The following is a 13,969-nucleotide window of genomic DNA, read 5'->3' as shown; positions in this document are numbered from 1 at the left end:
CGGTTCCCGACGTGCAGTCACTACACTGGTCCGCGTGCCAGGCCGAATCCCCGATCGTGACATCACGGCGATCCGTGAGCAGACGAATATCGAGGAGATCGTCGGCGACTACGTGGCGTTGCGCCGAGCGGGCGCCGACAGCCTCAAGGGCCTCTGCCCGTTCCACGACGAGAAGACGCCGTCGTTCCACGTGCGTCCCAATCATGGGCACTTCCACTGCTTCGGCTGCGGTGAGGGTGGTGATGTCTACAGCTTCCTGCAGAAGCAGGAACACGTCAGCTTTGTCGAGGCGGTGCAACAGCTCGCCGACCGGATCGGGTATCAGATCCACTTCGAGGGCGGCGGCACCACCGTGGTCCGGGATCGCGGTACCCGGGCGCGGCTCGTCGCGGCCAACGCGGCGGCCCAGCGGTTCTACGCCGAGCAACTGCAGTCGCCGGAGGCCCAGAAGGCCCGCGACTATCTGACCGAACGGGACTTCGACGCCGCCACCGCGACCGCCTTCGGATGCGGTTACGCCCCGGCCGGCTGGGACACGATGACCAAAACCCTTCTGTCCCAGGGTTTCGAGTTCTCCGAGCTCGAAGCCGCCGGGTTGGCGAAGCAGGGGCGCAAGGGGCCGATCGATCGGTTCCACCGACGCCTGCTGTGGCCGATCCGCAACCTCGGTGGCGACATCATCGGCTTCGGTGCCCGCAAATTGTTCGACGACGACAATCTCGGCAAGTACATGAACACGCCGGAGACCATGCTGTACAAGAAGTCTCAGGTACTCTTCGGTCTCGATCACGCGAAGAAGAACATCGCCAAGGGGCATCAGGTGGTCATCGTCGAGGGCTATACCGACGTGATGGCGATGCATCTGTCGGGGGTGACGACCGCGGTCGCGTCGTGTGGGACGGCCTTCGGTGAGGATCACCTTGCGCTCCTGCGCCGGCTGATGATGGACGACTCGTACTTCCGCGGCGAGGTCATCTATACCTTCGACGGTGACGAAGCCGGAAAGGCTGCTGCCCTCAAGGCTTTCGAGGGGGAGCAGAGTATCGCCGGCCAGACGTTCGTGGCGGTCGCCCCGGACGGGATGGATCCGTGCGAACTCCGTCAGCGCAGCGGTGACCCGGCGGTCCGCGATCTGATCGCCCGGCGGGTGCCGATGTTCGAGTTCGCGATCAAGGCGTTGCTGTCCGAGCATGACCTCGACACCGCCGAGGGACGCGTGCACGCCCTGCGGGACGCCGTGCCGGTGGTCGCGCGCATCAAGGACATCGCGTTGCGGGACGAGTACGCCCGGCAACTGGCGGGCTGGGTCGGGTGGGAAGACGTCGGCCAGGTGTTGTCCCGGGTTCGGGAGGAGGGTGCGCGACACACCCGCGCAACCGGCCGGGGCGATCGGGTGACCTCGATGCGGCGCCAGCGCCCGGAGGCGGCCTCGGCACCCCTGACACCGCGTCCCCTGCCCACCGATCCGCGGCTGTGGCCGCAACGCGAGGCACTCAAGGCCGCACTACAGTATCCGGCGATCGCAGGCACTGTCTTCGACTCGCTACCGGTGCAGTGTTTCACCGAACCGGCCTATGCCATGATCCGGACCGCGATGATCTCACTCGGCGGCGCCGCCTCGGGCATGGGCGGAGCCGAATGGGTCGACGCGGTGCACAACTCGATCGACGACCTCCTCGTGGGACCGCTGGTCACCGAGCTCGCCGTCGAGTCGATGCCGGTGAGCGAGAACAACATCCCGCGCTACATCTCCAGCGTGATGGCACGCCTGCAAGAGGTGTGGGTCGGCGCGCAGATCGCCGATATCAAGTCCAAGCTGCGGCGGATGGCGCCGGGCGAGGACCCGGATGGCTACAACGCCGTCTTCGGTGATCTGGTGGCGCTGGAGGCCTACCGGCGCAGCCTGCTCGAGCAGGCCGTCGACCCCAGCGTCGACGTGGGCTGAGGGTCGCGAGCAGCGCCCACGCCACTCGAGTCGCCCTCCCTCCCTCCCTCCCTCCCTCCATACTCCGGCGATTTGGATCCGGCGATTTGGAGAAGTTTGCGGGCACCTGTCCGGATCGGGGCAGGTCGATACGTCGGGATCACCTGGTGCGATCGATGCGACGGTTTCGTCCGCGTCTCACGAGGCCCGGGAGATGCTGTCCGAGAGCCACGTCCCGAACCAGTCGATCGCGTCACGCCCCTCGGCGTCGACGACGAGGGATCCGTAGCGCACGTGGCTGTCGGATGCGTAGAACGTGCCGGCGCTGACCGCGTCCGTGACCACCGTCGCCGGGTCGGTGATCGCGCGTTTCGCGACGATCCCGGTGACCGCGGTCGCCATGCCCCGCAGGTCTGGGGAGACCGCATCCACCTCCGCGCCGGTGCGCGGGCGAACCGTGACGATGCTGCTGGAGAGGACAGCGAGTTCGCGGGCGACCTGCCGGACATCAGACGGTGTGGTGCCGGTGGTCGGCAAGGTTCTCGCACCGGCTCGGGTGGCCACCGCCCCCACCCCTGACCAGGTGAGCTCCTGGAGCCTGCCCACCAGATCGGCGGTCCGCTGGAAGTCGACATGCGCGAGCGCGGCGGCGAGCAGCGAGGCTGCTTTGGTCAGGCCGGTCTCGTCCGGGATCAATGCCAATGTCGTGGAGACCTCGGTGAAGTCGATCATCGAGGCGAGGGTCACGAGTGGCCGGAGTCGATTGTTGAGGGTTCCGGCGAGAGCGTGGGCCGACCGTAGGTCGCCGGTCGCGACGTCGCGCGGGAGCGCGGTCAGCCCATCGATGATGCCCGGGATGTCGACGGACGCGAGGACCGTCGTCGCGGTGGCCGCTTTCTTCACCGCGGCCTCCGCGTCGGCCGGCGTCTTGCCCAGCACCGTGCCGAGCTGGCCGAGTAGCGGGTTCTGGGCCTTGTCGATGGAGCAGTAGAGGTCGTCGGGGGCGCAGATGGCCGAGACCCGCCCCATCAGGCTGCCCATGCCCGCCGGGCGTGGATCGGCGATCCCGATCCCGTCTTCGCGCGGACCGACGACGGTTTCACCCGCGGTGCCTGCGCGTGGGTCTGCCAACAAGGCGACGGCGAGCACGGCACCGGCGGCAATGGGACCGAGCTCATTCCCGATCGCCGAGGCGAGATCGCCCGCCGCGTCGGCGCCCTGGCTGTAGCCGGTGATCGTGAACCTGGCGCCGGGATGCTGTGACGCGTAGTCCCGTAAGACCGTGCCGGCATTCTCGAGTGCGGTCGCCTTGCTGGTGCCATAGCTCTCGCCGTTGTCGAAGGCCCGCGCGACATACGGCAGGAAGTAGACGACGGCGGAATCGCCATGGTCGTGGCGAAGGCGGTCGGCGATGGGTTTCAGCGCCCCGATGGGCGTCGACGGATCCGCCGATTCACTCGTCTCCCACGTGCCCGGGATGAACAGGTTGAACGTCGCGCCGGACTCGGTGGGAAACGAGTCGGCGACGGCGGTCGCCGCAGGCGTCAGCGCGATGGCCACGGTCACCCCGACCGTACCGATCGCCATCGCGGCGGGATGCTCCAGCAACCGACGACGGCCGGACGGCAGGCGGCCGGGCGTGGACGCGGTGTACTCACCGGACAGCGGAGAGGACAATTGGTTTCGGTTCGAGGAGTGGATACGTGACATCGGGGGCACCGCCGGGGTGTGGGGAACGGATGCTCTGTGGGTGGCGATGAGCGGGCGCTGCGTCGAAATCACGTCGAGATGATGTCGAGACGATACCGCGATGTGCTGCGCCCGAGGTGAGAATTCATCTCATTGGCCGAGTCGCGGTCCGGTTGTGCCGGTTGCCAAGTCGAACGAACGTTCCCGGCGGCTTCCAACTGGTGTGGTATTTGACTGCAGTACAGCTGCATTCACGGTACGAGTGGTACCTCGTGAGGCGCCTGTGCATGTTGAGTATGCTGCCGCGAGCGACCGAACGATCGCTAACCCTGGGGTCGCTTCGGTTAGCATCGCGAACTATGTTCCATCGCACCGAGATTCGATGGCGATTGCCGTCGATCGATGCAAGTTGCTGCCGCCGCAGCGGAACCTGGGAAACCGTTAGTGTGGCGAACTATACTCTCCCGCAGTGATTTTGCGTACTCTGCGACTGGCGGCGGGGAAGATTGCGTCGGTGGGCACGGTCGACTGCTGGTGCCCGGGCCGTCGGGACGCTGCGGTGGCACGGGACATGGGCCGGGGGGCGGGCCAGGGGCGGGCGCGCCGATCGAACCGGGGGAGTGGGGCGGGTGGGGCTCGAACCCACGACCAGCGGATTATGAGTCCGCGGCTCTAACCGACTGAGCTACCGCCCCGGGGCAACGGCGTACCCGCCGGTGCACATTACCGCACGCGGGAGACGGGCTCCGGCGTCGCCGTCCGTGTGGGCCATCGCGGCGGTTCGGGACGCGGCGCCGTTGGACTGCGAGAGATCTGAAGATGGCGAGTGATCAGACATCGACGACAACCGACCGACACACAGAAGATCCGCAGACGCCACAATTCTGTCGACAATCGATGGCATGGCAGAAGCATTCCTGTCTGAATCCGGTCGCCCGGATTCGTCGATGATGTCGTGCCCGTACTCGCCGCGGAGGTACCGATGCAGGCGTTTTGTTGTCGGGAGTGTCCATGCGCTAAAGTCAGCACTCGGTTCGAGCACAATCCCCCATAGCTCAATTGGCAGAGCATTCGACTGTTAATCGAACGGTTACTGGTTCGAGTCCAGTTGGGGGAGCAAGTAAACCGCCTGGTCACAGGCGGTTTTCTGCTTTTCAAGGGCGAGTACATGCCAGACATGTGCCAAACCTGACCGGGTGTGCCAGCCACGCGGCACCTGCTGACGCCTGAGACCGTAGGCAGCGAACAGCCCCGCATCCCTCCCTCGCAGAAACAGGGATGCGGGGCTGTTCTGTGTCCTGGACAGTCCCTTGCTCAGGACACGTCGAGGGTGACCAGCTCCACCGTGCGGGCACCCACGTTCTCACTGACGGCGATGACCGGTCGCACGCTGCCGTCGGGCAGGGTGACGTTGTCACCGAGGCGCGGCATGGCCGCCGCGGGCTGCACGTAGATGGTGGCCGCGGAGACGACCTCGGCGCCTTTGCTGTTGCGGACGACCTTGTTGCCGAACTGCACGCGCGCCGGCACCGTCACGGGGTCGCCGTAGATGGCGCCGAAGCTGCCCTGACCGAGATACGGCTTGTAGGTCAGTTGCTGCGGTAGCAGACGGGTCGGGATCACCGGGCGCGCCTGCGGTAGCGGTTGAGAATGGCCAGCTCGGGCAGTGTCCAGCCGTCGATGACTTGGCGTTGCACCTCATAGTCGCCGATCTTCTCGCTGCGCAGGTTCTCGGGGTTGGCGGCGAGCCGGGCCGTCGAGGTGAGCACCACGGCGTCGAGGTCGGGTGCCGGCTGGTCGCCGGAGAATCCGCGGTCGCGGGTGTAGGCGCGGACCTGCGCGGTGACGATGGGCAGCGCACGCCCGGCCACGGCGACGAGTTCTGTGTCGTCACCGCGGCCGAGCAGGCTGGCTACCTCGGAGGCCGTCGTCACGGGGTGGCGGCCTCGAGGACGACGACGCCTTCGGGATGCAGCAGGCCGAGGTCGTAGCGGGTGACGACGCGCAGGCCCATCATGTCGTATTCGGCGTAGCGCTCGGTGAGCACGGTGACGCTGGGGTCGACGTCGCGGGCGACGGCGATCTGGGTCATGTCGGCCAGGATCGCCTTGCCCTCGGCGAGCTTGTTGGTGACGGTCACCGGGATGCCGAACAGCGTGTAGGTGGCATCGGCGGTCAGGTCGGCCTGCAGGATGTACTTGCCCGAGGTGTCCTTGATCTTGCGCAGCGCGATGAAGTCCTGGCTGTTGAGGAACCACCGGTTGGGGGTGACTTCCTCGGCGTGGCACAAGGCGATCGCGTCGAGCAGGCTGTCGGGGTCGGTGACGTCGAGTTCGCCGGTCTGTACGCCGGTCTGCGCGGTGATGCCGGTGATGGAGTTCGCTGTGCCGGCGCCCGACAGCAGCGCGCTGTCGAGTGCGTTGGCGACGTCGGTCACCAGGCGGGTCTTGAGGACGGCGTCGACGCCGAGGACCGACTGGCGCACAAGCTCGTTGGTGTACTTGAGGATGATCTTGAGGCTGGTGCGGTTGGTCGGCATCAGCGTGAGTTCGTCGAAGTCGACGTCGCCGGTGTCGGGGATCGCGGCACCTTCGGCGACGAATCCGACGGTGGCGCCGGAGACGAGGCGCGGGATGCGCAGCACGCCTGCGGTGTCGAAGATTTGCGGGCCGGCGGCGAGGACGACGCTGGCAGCCTCGAGGGGCTGGACGAGTAGCTGGGATACCTGGGATTGCAGCAGTTCGGCGTTGGCCGTGGTTGTCTCGGTCATGTGGGGCTCCTACGTGAGATGTGGGGATTCACGTCGAGCGCCCGGCTCGCAACGTCTCTGGGCAGGCATCTGGCCTGCACCCATGATGACAGGATGCAGGCCAGATGACAACGATTACCGATTACTTGCTCTTGACGCCGTTAACCTGCACGCTGTACAGCTCCTCCGCTACGGCGAGGGTCGCGTAGACCTGGGCAATTCGCACAAGGCGATCCGCGTCTGCGCGGGAGGGGTCATCCCCTACTGCCTTGAGCATCTGCACGGCGTTCCTGCCGTGGCCGTTGGTTCCTGACAGCATCGGGTCCTCCTGGGGGTCAGGCTCGGCCTCGCATGATGCCGAGCAGGTCGACACCGGTCGTGGTGCCGGATTCACCCTGCCCTACCGCACCGACAACGCGACGCGCCTTCAGGTGCGGTTTGGCCGCAATCAACTGATCGATGGACGCGGCGAGTTTGTCGGGGTCCTCGAGGTGCTCGGCGTCGAACGGCATGTCGGTCGGGTCGGCGAGGCGGCCGGTGGCGCGAACCAGCTCGGTGTGCAGCCGGGCGGCGAGGCCGTCGGCGGCCTTGGCGCGGGTCCGGTAGTCGGCGTTCTCCTTGCGCAGCTCTTCTACGTAGGCGCGCGGGAAGGTTTCCGGCTCCTGCTCGGTCTCTTCGACGGCCTGTTCCTGGGGCTGAGTCGGCTCCTGGGCGTCGGTGGCGGCTGCCTCGGTCTCGGTGGCCGTGGTGGTCTCTTCGGTGGTGTCGTCGGTCATGACTTCTCGCTTTCGGTGATGGGGTTCTGTGTGCAGGCGCACCCTTTGTGCGTCCACATTTCGGCGGTGACCGGCAGCTCTTCACCGGCCAGGTCGGTGCACACCTTGCAGGCGCCGGCGTTGAGTTTGCGTGTCCACTTCTCCACGCCTTGTTTCTTCATCGCCTTGCCGGTGTTGCGTTGCGCGGCTTCAAGAGTCACCGCTCGCACGTTGATGGTCAGTTTGACCTTCGGTTCGGGATCGGCCAGGGCTTCGCGGATCGCCTCGACGGCACGAGGTTGCGCGCCGCGATCGGGCAGCAGGCCTACGGGTGTCACAACGGCGGCGGTGTAGGCGGTCAGGGTCGCCGCCAACGCCAGATCAGACAGGCTCACCGCCTTCGATTCGCCCTGTACGAGGACTGCGGTCGCCAACTCCACGAACGTGGCCTCGTCGATCTCGCCGCGCTCGTAGGACGCGTACAGGGCTTGCACGCGTTGATCTGTCGAGGCGGCGAGGGTGGCCATGGTGTCGGTGTAGCCGGTCACGGGACGAGTGCGGTCAGGTCGGTGCCGGCGTTGTCGAGGGCCTCGATGCGGCGGGCGGCGCGGATCTCGATGATCTCGGGTTCGGAGTAGCCGAGACGCTTGAGGGCGTAGTCAGCGGGCAGTAGCCCGGCCTGGTGCAGCTTGACCACGGCGTCGGCCTCCTGGGCGATGCTGCGCGTACTCGGGTCGGCCCACTGCACCGTCGCCTCGACGTCGTGCGGGTCGCCGCCGTCACGCACCGCGACGATCAGGCGGGCCACCTGCTCCCAGGCGCGGCCGAACATGGCCTGTTTGCTTTCGGCGCGGGCGGTCAGGGCGGCCTCGGCGGCGCGCATCGCATCGGCTGAGGCCGGGTTCGCCGAGGTGATGCCGACGTAGTGGGCGGGCAGCGCTGAGACGGCCATGATCTGCTCGAGCAGCACCTGCACCGCGGTCTGATACCCGGCGAGACTCGACGCCTCGAGCTGGCCGAACTTCGCCGAATCGTTCTCGTCGATCATCATGCGATGGCCTTCGGGGAACGGGTTCACTTCCTCGAGCACCGGTTCGCCGTCCTCGTCGAGGACCGGTTCGCCGTCGTTGTCGAGTTTGGGTTCCTCGACCAGTTCGACGCCGGTCGCCCAGCGGCGGGGGCGGGCGGTGTACTCGCTGGCCACCATCATGTCGGCGAGCGTCTTGTTGAGGCCGTCGACCAGCGGGATCATGTCGTCGATCTCGGAGACACCGACATGCACGCCGGGGCGCGGGTCGACGATGCGGTCGGTGTTGGCGAGGCGGACCACCGGGACGACGCCGAGCGGGTTGTCGAGTACCTCGAGGGTGGAGAACCCGGCAGTGGTGGCGCCGGTGTTGTTGGCGCGCAGGCGGGTGATCTTGTCGGCCTCGAAAATCGTTGCCTCGGTGGTGGTGTCGGTGGTCCACCGTTTGCAGGCGGCGACGATCTGGCGGGTACCGGGATCGCACACCGCGGACATCTGGTGTGCCGACTCGACGCTGACCTGTGGGCGGCCGGTCTGGTCGGCCCACACCACGACGTAGGACGAGCCGAGCAGCAGGCTGTCGCGGTGGGCGACAGGGGCGAGCTGGTCGAGGTCGTTGCGAATCCAGTCGGCCCACACCTCGGCGCCGGTGAATCCGGTCACCCGCAGACGCTCGGCGATCGAGGTCACCGACAGACGGCACAGGTTGGATGCGATGCGGCCGAACCGGTCGCCCAACGCTTTACGTGCCTCGGGGGCGAGGAATGAGAGCGGCTGTTCGCCGCGGTAGTAGCGGTCCAGGTCGGCGTAGCGGCCGGCGGGCTCGTCGATGCGTTGCAGCAGGGTGGTGTGCAGGGCGTCGGTCATGATGCCTTCTTTCGTTGAGGGGATACGCCGTCGAACCTTCGGTGGCACGAACGGCAGAGCGGGATGTAGCGATTGGGGTCAATCGAATACGGCTGGCCAGTCTCCGAGATCAACTCGGCGGGGTCCGAGTGGTCGTATGCCCACTCGGCAGCCTGCGCGCGGCAGGACGCGCACAGGTGCTCGCGCGCCTTGCCGCGCAGTGTGTGGACACGAACGTGGCACGCGGTGTAGCCCCGGCCAGTGTGAGGGCGGATCTTAGCGTGGACATCACCGCGCCGGCGCCAGCGCTGGTAATGCATTGAGCACCAAGTCCGAACGTATGCGGGCCGTTCACAGCCGTCGACAGAGCACATCAATTCTTGAAGCTCCTCGCTCGTTTCTTCTTCTTGGATGCGCGCCAGGTGGCGCGACTGTGGGCCATGACCGCGCAGGCGGCCAGGTCGATCTTTCGGGCCTTGGCCGAGCGGCTGGCCTTGGACAGCCGGATACCGCGGGCGTCCTCGGTGATGACCGCGGCGGCGATGTGCTCGCCGAGGGTGCGGTCACCGGAATGGCTGAGGCGGCCGTTGAGGCAGGCGTTGTAGAGGTCGCCGGTCGCCGCGGTCAGTCGGGCAGGGGAGTGCGGGAACTCGACCACCGGCAGCCGCTCAGCCTCCAGCGCCTGCAGGGTGCGGGTCCACCGGAACGGGTCGGCGATGATCTCGACGACCTGCCAATACCGGCAGGCTTTGCGGATCTCGTCCTCGACTTCGGCGATCGGTACCCGCCAACTCGTGTCATCGCGGTCAGGGCGCTGCCAGACGCGCACCTTGTCCATGTGCGGCTCGGTGCTCACCGTGGCCACCAACAGCGCGGTGGTGTCGTCGGAGAACGAACCGTCGAGCGCGAGCACCACCCGCGCACCCTTGGGCACCGCGTGACCGGTCGACAGGTCAGCCCACACCCCGGCCGGCAGGAACGCGCCGTCGGTGTCAGAGGCGAACTGGCACAGGCGCGCACGCCGGAACGTCGCCTCGCGGGTCTTGGGAGGCAACAGGGCGGTCAGGGCGTCGCGGTGCAGGAAGTCGTCGAGGGCCGGGTTGGCCAGCTCCCAGCAGTGCTCGCAGTCGACCGGGTGGTCCTCGAATCCGGCCGCCGAGTGCTCACGCCACACCAGGCTCGAATCCTCGGGATGCTCGTCGGCGTAGTTGCGCAGATCGGCGAGCACCTGATCGTTGGGGTCCGGGCCTGGCGTACCGATGCAGACCAGCGTCGAGCGTTCCCGCTTGCCCTGCGCCAACGTCAGCACCTCGTAGCTGTCGCGGTTGGCGACGCCGGCCTCGTCGAGGATGGCCAGCGTGTAGTCGAGACCCTCGAGGCGCTTCGGTTCGGCAGGCAGGCAATGGAAATACGAGTCGGTCGTCGGGTTGTAGAGGCGTTCCTTGAACACCTGCACGCGGCCGGCGAGATCCTCGTCGAGTTCCACCATGCGGCGGGCGATGCCGAACACGATGCCGGCCTGGCGCTCATCCACCGCGACGACGCACACCACGGCACCCTCGCCATCGGTGAAGAACCGATAGAGGCCGTACGCGGCGACCAGGGTGCTCTTGCCCTGCCCACGGGGCAGCATCCATCCCGCGGTCCTCGGCGTCGGCGTGGCGTCCTCGACGCTGCCGATCAGGTCACGCTGCCAGTCGCGCAGCCGCAACGCCTTGAGGGCGTTGGTGCCTTTGGGCACCTTGATGAACCGCTCGCAGAACTTGGCGAACCGTGCCGAGCCGGTGACCCGCGGCGCCCACGGCAGCGCGGTCGGGTCCACCGCACCCTTCGGGCCGGCCTTCACGCGGCACCGGCCTCGGATGCATACCCCCCGGGGGTGTGTAACGCCCTCCGAGCCTCCCCCCGGCCAAGTCGTTCCCCCCTCGCGTGGGGTGTCCCCCCAGGGCGCGAGTGTGGCGCTGAGGGCCGTGCGCTGCCCTTGCGGGCGTTGCAGGGGCGGCACAGGACGTCGACGTCGCGCAGGCGGATCGGTTTGCCGGCGGCCTTGCGTCGCCAGGCTTCGGGGCTGTGGTCGGTCGTCAGGTCCTCGCGGGCGCCGCAGTCCGAGCAGAACGGCTGCATCCTGCGAGCCTTCTCGCTGAGCTTGCGCCACGCGGTGCCGTATCCGCGTGCGCGTGGGCTCGTCGTGGGTCGGTCGGTGCGGATGCCGGCACGACGGTCGGCCTGATGTTCGGGCGCGCAGTCGAGGCAGCGGGTGTCCTCGCTGGGCTCACCACAGTCCATGCAGGGCTTCACGATGCACCGTCCTCGACGTCGGTGGCGGCGATCATGCGCAGCCAGGCGGGCAGGCTGATGGGGATGCCGTGGTGCTGGTGGCAGTCACGGGCGAATGAGGTGGTGATGGCGCAGCCGGCGAACCACATGTCGACTTGTTCGTGTGCTTCGAGTGAGCAGATGAGGGCGAACGCATCGTCGCGTCGTCCTTCGGCCACGAGTGCGGTGACTGCGAGGTAGTGGTTGATGGACTCGATGTTGTCGAGGTCTTCGATGCGGTCAGTCATTGTCGGTCCAGTCCTTGGTGGTGTCGTAGTAGTGCGAGATGACGGCGTCGAGGTAGGAGAGCTGACGCTGGTTGAAGCGGCCGGCACGCAGGTGGCCGCCCAGCTTGCCCAATCGGTAGATGAGCGCCTTGGTGTCGACGGGGCGCTGACGCTTAGGCATTGGTCTCCTTCGATGTGATGTGCGCCAGGCGCTCGCGGGTCTCGGGGTCGAGGTCGTTGAGTTCGAGGTCGCCGAGGCCGAGGCGGTCGATGGTGTCGGCGGTGCGATCGGCGCGCGTGTAGACGTGGGCGTTGAGGCCGTAGGGAAGTTGGACTATCTCGCTCATGACGCGCACCCCGCGTGGTATCCGAGCGTGATGTCGGACTCGAATGTCATCGGGAACTGACACTCAGAGCATGTGCAAATCCCGGTCCCGGCTGACCTGTCCCCACCTATAGGTGGGGACGTGGGCGGACAGGTCGCCTGGGGGACGCCGATACCCCTGTCCCCAACCTGTCCGGGACAGGTCTGACCTGTTGTTATGTCTGACCTGTCCCGGGGACTGGGGACAGGTGTCGGCGACTCGACCTGTCCCGGGGGTCGGGGACAGGTATTTTCGCCCCGTTCGCGGCGTCGTTTGATGGCCTCGGTCAGTACCTCGTTGCGGCATTTCCCGGCGTACGCCTGACGCACCTTGTCGCGTCCCCAGCTCGTCGGAACCTCCAGCTGGTCAAGGTCGGCGACCACGACGAGCACCGGGTCGTAGGTGTCGATCTGCAAGCCATCCTCGGCGGTCAGCTCGTGCCGCAGCGGGTGACGGTGCCGGGCGATCTCGATGTGGTGTGGGTGGTCGCCGGATCGCTGCCGTTCGCAGCGCAACGTGTACGCCTCACCGGGCTTCTTCTCGACGAGCACCCAGACGCAATCGACGTCATCGTTTTTCGCCGACGATCCTCGTTGCCCTTTGGTGACGTCTTTGCCGAGGTGGTCCAGCCGCAGCACGGCCACGCCAGCCCTCTTGAGGTGGATCAGCGAGTGCCGGTAGAACGCCTGATAGGTCGCGGCCTCGTTCTCGTCGCCGGAGACGAATCGACTCACCGTGTCGAGCACGACGAGATCGGGTTCGTACTCGTCGACGAGTGCGAACAATTGTTGGCCACCGGCCGCGGTGTCGAGCGGTGCGAGGTTGGGATACAGCAAATAGGCGAGATCGGCCAGGTCGTCGGGTCCGGCGCCCATCGCGCGCACACGGGTGCGTAGATCGTCCTCGGTCTGTTCGTTGTCGAGATAGAGCGCCCGCACGCGGTGGCGGATCAACAGATCGAGCATCAGCAGCGACTTGCCGGCCTTCGCACCACCGGCGAGCGCATAGCTACGCCCCTCGGCGATCACGTCGGGGATCAGCCAGGTCGTCGGGTCCGGCGCCCATCGCGCGCACACGGGTGCGTAGATCGTCCTCGGTCTGTTCGTTGTCGAGATAGAGCGCCCGCACGCGGTGGCGGATCAACAGATCGAGCATCAGCAGCGACTTGCCGGCCTTCGCACCACCGGCGAGCGCATAGCTACGCCCCTCGGCGATCACGTCGGGGATCAGCCAGTTGACAGGCTCGGGTTCACCATCGAGCAACGCAGCCCAGTCGATCGTCTGGGATGAGGTGGTGCCAGCTTCCTCGTCGACGGGCACCAGCTCGTCGAGACCGTGCCCGGTCAACACGTGGTCGGTGAGGTCTTTGCCTTCGGCGGCCTCGACGACGACCACCGACTTGGCCACGTTCTCCAAGAGGCCGGCGACCCGCTCGGCATGGGCGCGGCCACCGTCGTCACGGTCGGCGACAACGATCACCGGGCGATGCTTGAGTGGTGACCAGTCGTACCGCTCGGGCTTGGTTGCTGCTCCCTGCCGTGGGGAGACAGCGAACGCACCGTCGATGTAGGCGACGGTGTTCGCGTCCTTCTCGCCTTCGACGACGTAGACCGGGATCGCGTGGTTGTCGGGCAGATGCTCGACGCGAAACAGGCTGCGGTCGGTCTTGTTGCCGCTCTGCGGGAACTGCTTGCCGGGCTTGCGATGAACCACGGCGCCACCGGCGTAGCGGTAGTCGGTGCTGTCGTCGAACAGGTCGCGGTCGGTGAGGTTGAGTGCGTCGAGGATCTCGCGGGTGTCACACCCGGCGTGGCAGTGGATGACAGCGCGGTCGCCGGTCTTACCGATGGCGACTGACAGCGACGGATTGGTGTCGTCGTGGGCCGGGCACGGGGCCGAAGCTTTGCGGCCGTCGTCCTTGACGTCGCCACGGTCTCGCAGGGCGGTGACGACACGCTCGTAGGCGCTGCTCATTGGCAGTCACCACCGATATACTCGGCACCGGAAACGGTTGGCTTGGCGGCTGCTGATTCTTGGAGGGCCTCGGGACTGGTGATCTCGGGGCCTTCTT

At 67.0% G+C, this 13,969-nt stretch carries 14 protein-coding genes and 2 tRNA genes; 2 read left to right on the top strand and 14 right to left on the bottom strand.

Going from position 1 to position 13,969, the window contains the following annotated elements:
• Positions 1-34: 34 nt before the first annotated feature.
• The gene (dnaG, locus tag ACLQ3I_RS01330) at positions 35-1,945 is read left to right on the top strand and encodes a DNA primase (protein WP_425791712.1); all 1,911 of its coding nucleotides are present in this window, start codon (positions 35-37) and stop codon (positions 1,943-1,945) included.
• A 177-nt stretch (positions 1,946-2,122) separates the two neighbouring features.
• Here dnaG and ACLQ3I_RS01325 read toward each other — a convergent pair whose 3' ends face one another.
• Together ACLQ3I_RS01325 and ACLQ3I_RS01320 are read right to left on the bottom strand one after the other, a co-directional pair.
• Complete coding sequence (locus tag ACLQ3I_RS01325) at positions 2,123-3,601, bottom strand: cutinase family protein (protein WP_425799924.1); 1,479 nt, start codon at positions 3,599-3,601, stop codon at positions 2,123-2,125.
• A 633-nt stretch (positions 3,602-4,234) separates the two neighbouring features.
• Positions 4,235-4,308, bottom strand: a tRNA-Ile gene (locus tag ACLQ3I_RS01320).
• Positions 4,309-4,657: 349 nt separating this feature from the next.
• Here ACLQ3I_RS01320 and ACLQ3I_RS01315 point away from each other — a divergent pair.
• Positions 4,658-4,730: transfer RNA gene (locus ACLQ3I_RS01315), tRNA-Asn, on the top strand.
• Positions 4,731-4,927: 197 nt separating this feature from the next.
• Here the strand turns inward: ACLQ3I_RS01315 and ACLQ3I_RS01310 are convergent.
• The 12 genes from ACLQ3I_RS01310 to ACLQ3I_RS01255 form a co-directional block, all read right to left on the bottom strand.
• Positions 4,928-5,236 carry a hypothetical protein gene (locus tag ACLQ3I_RS01310; RefSeq protein WP_425799923.1) on the bottom strand — a complete coding sequence of 103 codons (309 nt, stop codon included), beginning with the start codon at positions 5,234-5,236 and terminating at the stop codon, positions 4,928-4,930.
• Positions 5,233-5,547 carry a hypothetical protein gene (locus tag ACLQ3I_RS01305; protein WP_425799922.1) on the bottom strand — a complete coding sequence of 105 codons (315 nt, stop codon included), beginning with the start codon at positions 5,545-5,547 and terminating at the stop codon, positions 5,233-5,235. Before ACLQ3I_RS01305 ends, ACLQ3I_RS01310 begins: the two co-directional genes overlap by 4 nt.
• A complete protein-coding gene (locus tag ACLQ3I_RS01300) occupies positions 5,544-6,383 on the bottom strand; it encodes a phage major capsid protein (protein ID WP_425799921.1) in 840 nt (279 codons plus the stop codon). Before ACLQ3I_RS01300 ends, ACLQ3I_RS01305 begins: the two co-directional genes overlap by 4 nt.
• A 314-nt stretch (positions 6,384-6,697) precedes the next feature.
• Entirely contained in the window at positions 6,698-7,138 is a 441-nt protein-coding gene (locus tag ACLQ3I_RS01295; protein ID WP_425799920.1) for a hypothetical protein, read from the bottom strand.
• Entirely contained in the window at positions 7,135-7,644 is a 510-nt protein-coding gene (locus ACLQ3I_RS01290) for a hypothetical protein (RefSeq protein ID WP_425799919.1), read from the bottom strand. Before ACLQ3I_RS01290 ends, ACLQ3I_RS01295 begins: the two co-directional genes overlap by 4 nt.
• Positions 7,645-7,661: 17 nt before the next feature.
• On the bottom strand, positions 7,662-9,011 hold the full coding sequence (locus ACLQ3I_RS01285; RefSeq protein ID WP_425799918.1) for a phage portal protein: 1,350 nt from the start codon (positions 9,009-9,011) through the stop codon (positions 7,662-7,664).
• A gap of 352 nt (positions 9,012-9,363) precedes the next feature.
• Entirely contained in the window at positions 9,364-10,836 is a 1,473-nt protein-coding gene (locus ACLQ3I_RS01280) for a terminase large subunit domain-containing protein (RefSeq protein ID WP_425799917.1), read from the bottom strand.
• A 448-nt stretch (positions 10,837-11,284) separates the two neighbouring features.
• Positions 11,285-11,554 carry a hypothetical protein gene (locus tag ACLQ3I_RS01275; RefSeq protein WP_425799916.1) on the bottom strand — a complete coding sequence of 90 codons (270 nt, stop codon included), beginning with the start codon at positions 11,552-11,554 and terminating at the stop codon, positions 11,285-11,287.
• Positions 11,547-11,714: a hypothetical protein gene (locus tag ACLQ3I_RS01270; protein WP_425799915.1), complete on the bottom strand. Its 168-nt coding sequence runs from the start codon at positions 11,712-11,714 to the stop codon at positions 11,547-11,549. Before ACLQ3I_RS01270 ends, ACLQ3I_RS01275 begins: the two co-directional genes overlap by 8 nt.
• Complete coding sequence (locus tag ACLQ3I_RS01265; RefSeq protein WP_425799914.1) at positions 11,707-11,880, bottom strand: hypothetical protein; 174 nt, start codon at positions 11,878-11,880, stop codon at positions 11,707-11,709. The genes ACLQ3I_RS01270 and ACLQ3I_RS01265 overlap by 8 nt, the downstream gene beginning before the upstream one ends.
• Complete coding sequence (locus tag ACLQ3I_RS01260; protein ID WP_425799913.1) at positions 11,877-12,974, bottom strand: AAA family ATPase; 1,098 nt, start codon at positions 12,972-12,974, stop codon at positions 11,877-11,879. Before ACLQ3I_RS01260 ends, ACLQ3I_RS01265 begins: the two co-directional genes overlap by 4 nt.
• Positions 12,907-13,872, bottom strand: a complete 966-nt coding sequence (locus ACLQ3I_RS01255) for an AAA family ATPase (RefSeq protein ID WP_425799912.1) — start codon at positions 13,870-13,872, stop codon at positions 12,907-12,909. Before ACLQ3I_RS01255 ends, ACLQ3I_RS01260 begins: the two co-directional genes overlap by 68 nt.
• Positions 13,873-13,969: the final 97 nt, after the last annotated feature.

The sequence above is a fragment of the Gordonia sp. DT101 genome, assembly GCF_049844895.1.
In the GTDB taxonomy this organism is placed as follows: domain Bacteria; phylum Actinomycetota; class Actinomycetes; order Mycobacteriales; family Mycobacteriaceae; genus Gordonia.
The sequence above is the reverse complement of the archived record's forward strand: the minus strand, read 5'-3'. Positions and strand labels throughout refer to the sequence as shown.

Bases quoted from the DNA above. Each gene is read 5' to 3' on its own strand.
- ACLQ3I_RS01270 (WP_425799915.1), bottom strand. From the start codon at position 11,714: ATGCCTAAGCGTCAGCGCCCCGTCGACACCAAGGCGCTCATCTACCGA.
- ACLQ3I_RS01290 (WP_425799919.1), bottom strand. From the start codon at position 7,644: ATGGCCACCCTCGCCGCCTCGACAGATCAACGCGTGCAAGCCCTGTAC.
- ACLQ3I_RS01300 (WP_425799921.1), bottom strand. From the start codon at position 6,383: ATGACCGAGACAACCACGGCCAACGCCGAACTGCTGCAATCCCAGGTA.
- ACLQ3I_RS01255 (WP_425799912.1), bottom strand. From the start codon at position 13,872: ATGAGCAGCGCCTACGAGCGTGTCGTCACCGCCCTGCGAGACCGTGGC.
- ACLQ3I_RS01295 (WP_425799920.1), bottom strand. From the start codon at position 7,138: ATGACCGACGACACCACCGAAGAGACCACCACGGCCACCGAGACCGAG.
- ACLQ3I_RS01275 (WP_425799916.1), bottom strand. From the start codon at position 11,554: ATGACTGACCGCATCGAAGACCTCGACAACATCGAGTCCATCAACCAC.
- ACLQ3I_RS01285 (WP_425799918.1), bottom strand. From the start codon at position 9,011: ATGACCGACGCCCTGCACACCACCCTGCTGCAACGCATCGACGAGCCC.
- ACLQ3I_RS01265 (WP_425799914.1), bottom strand. From the start codon at position 11,880: ATGAGCGAGATAGTCCAACTTCCCTACGGCCTCAACGCCCACGTCTAC.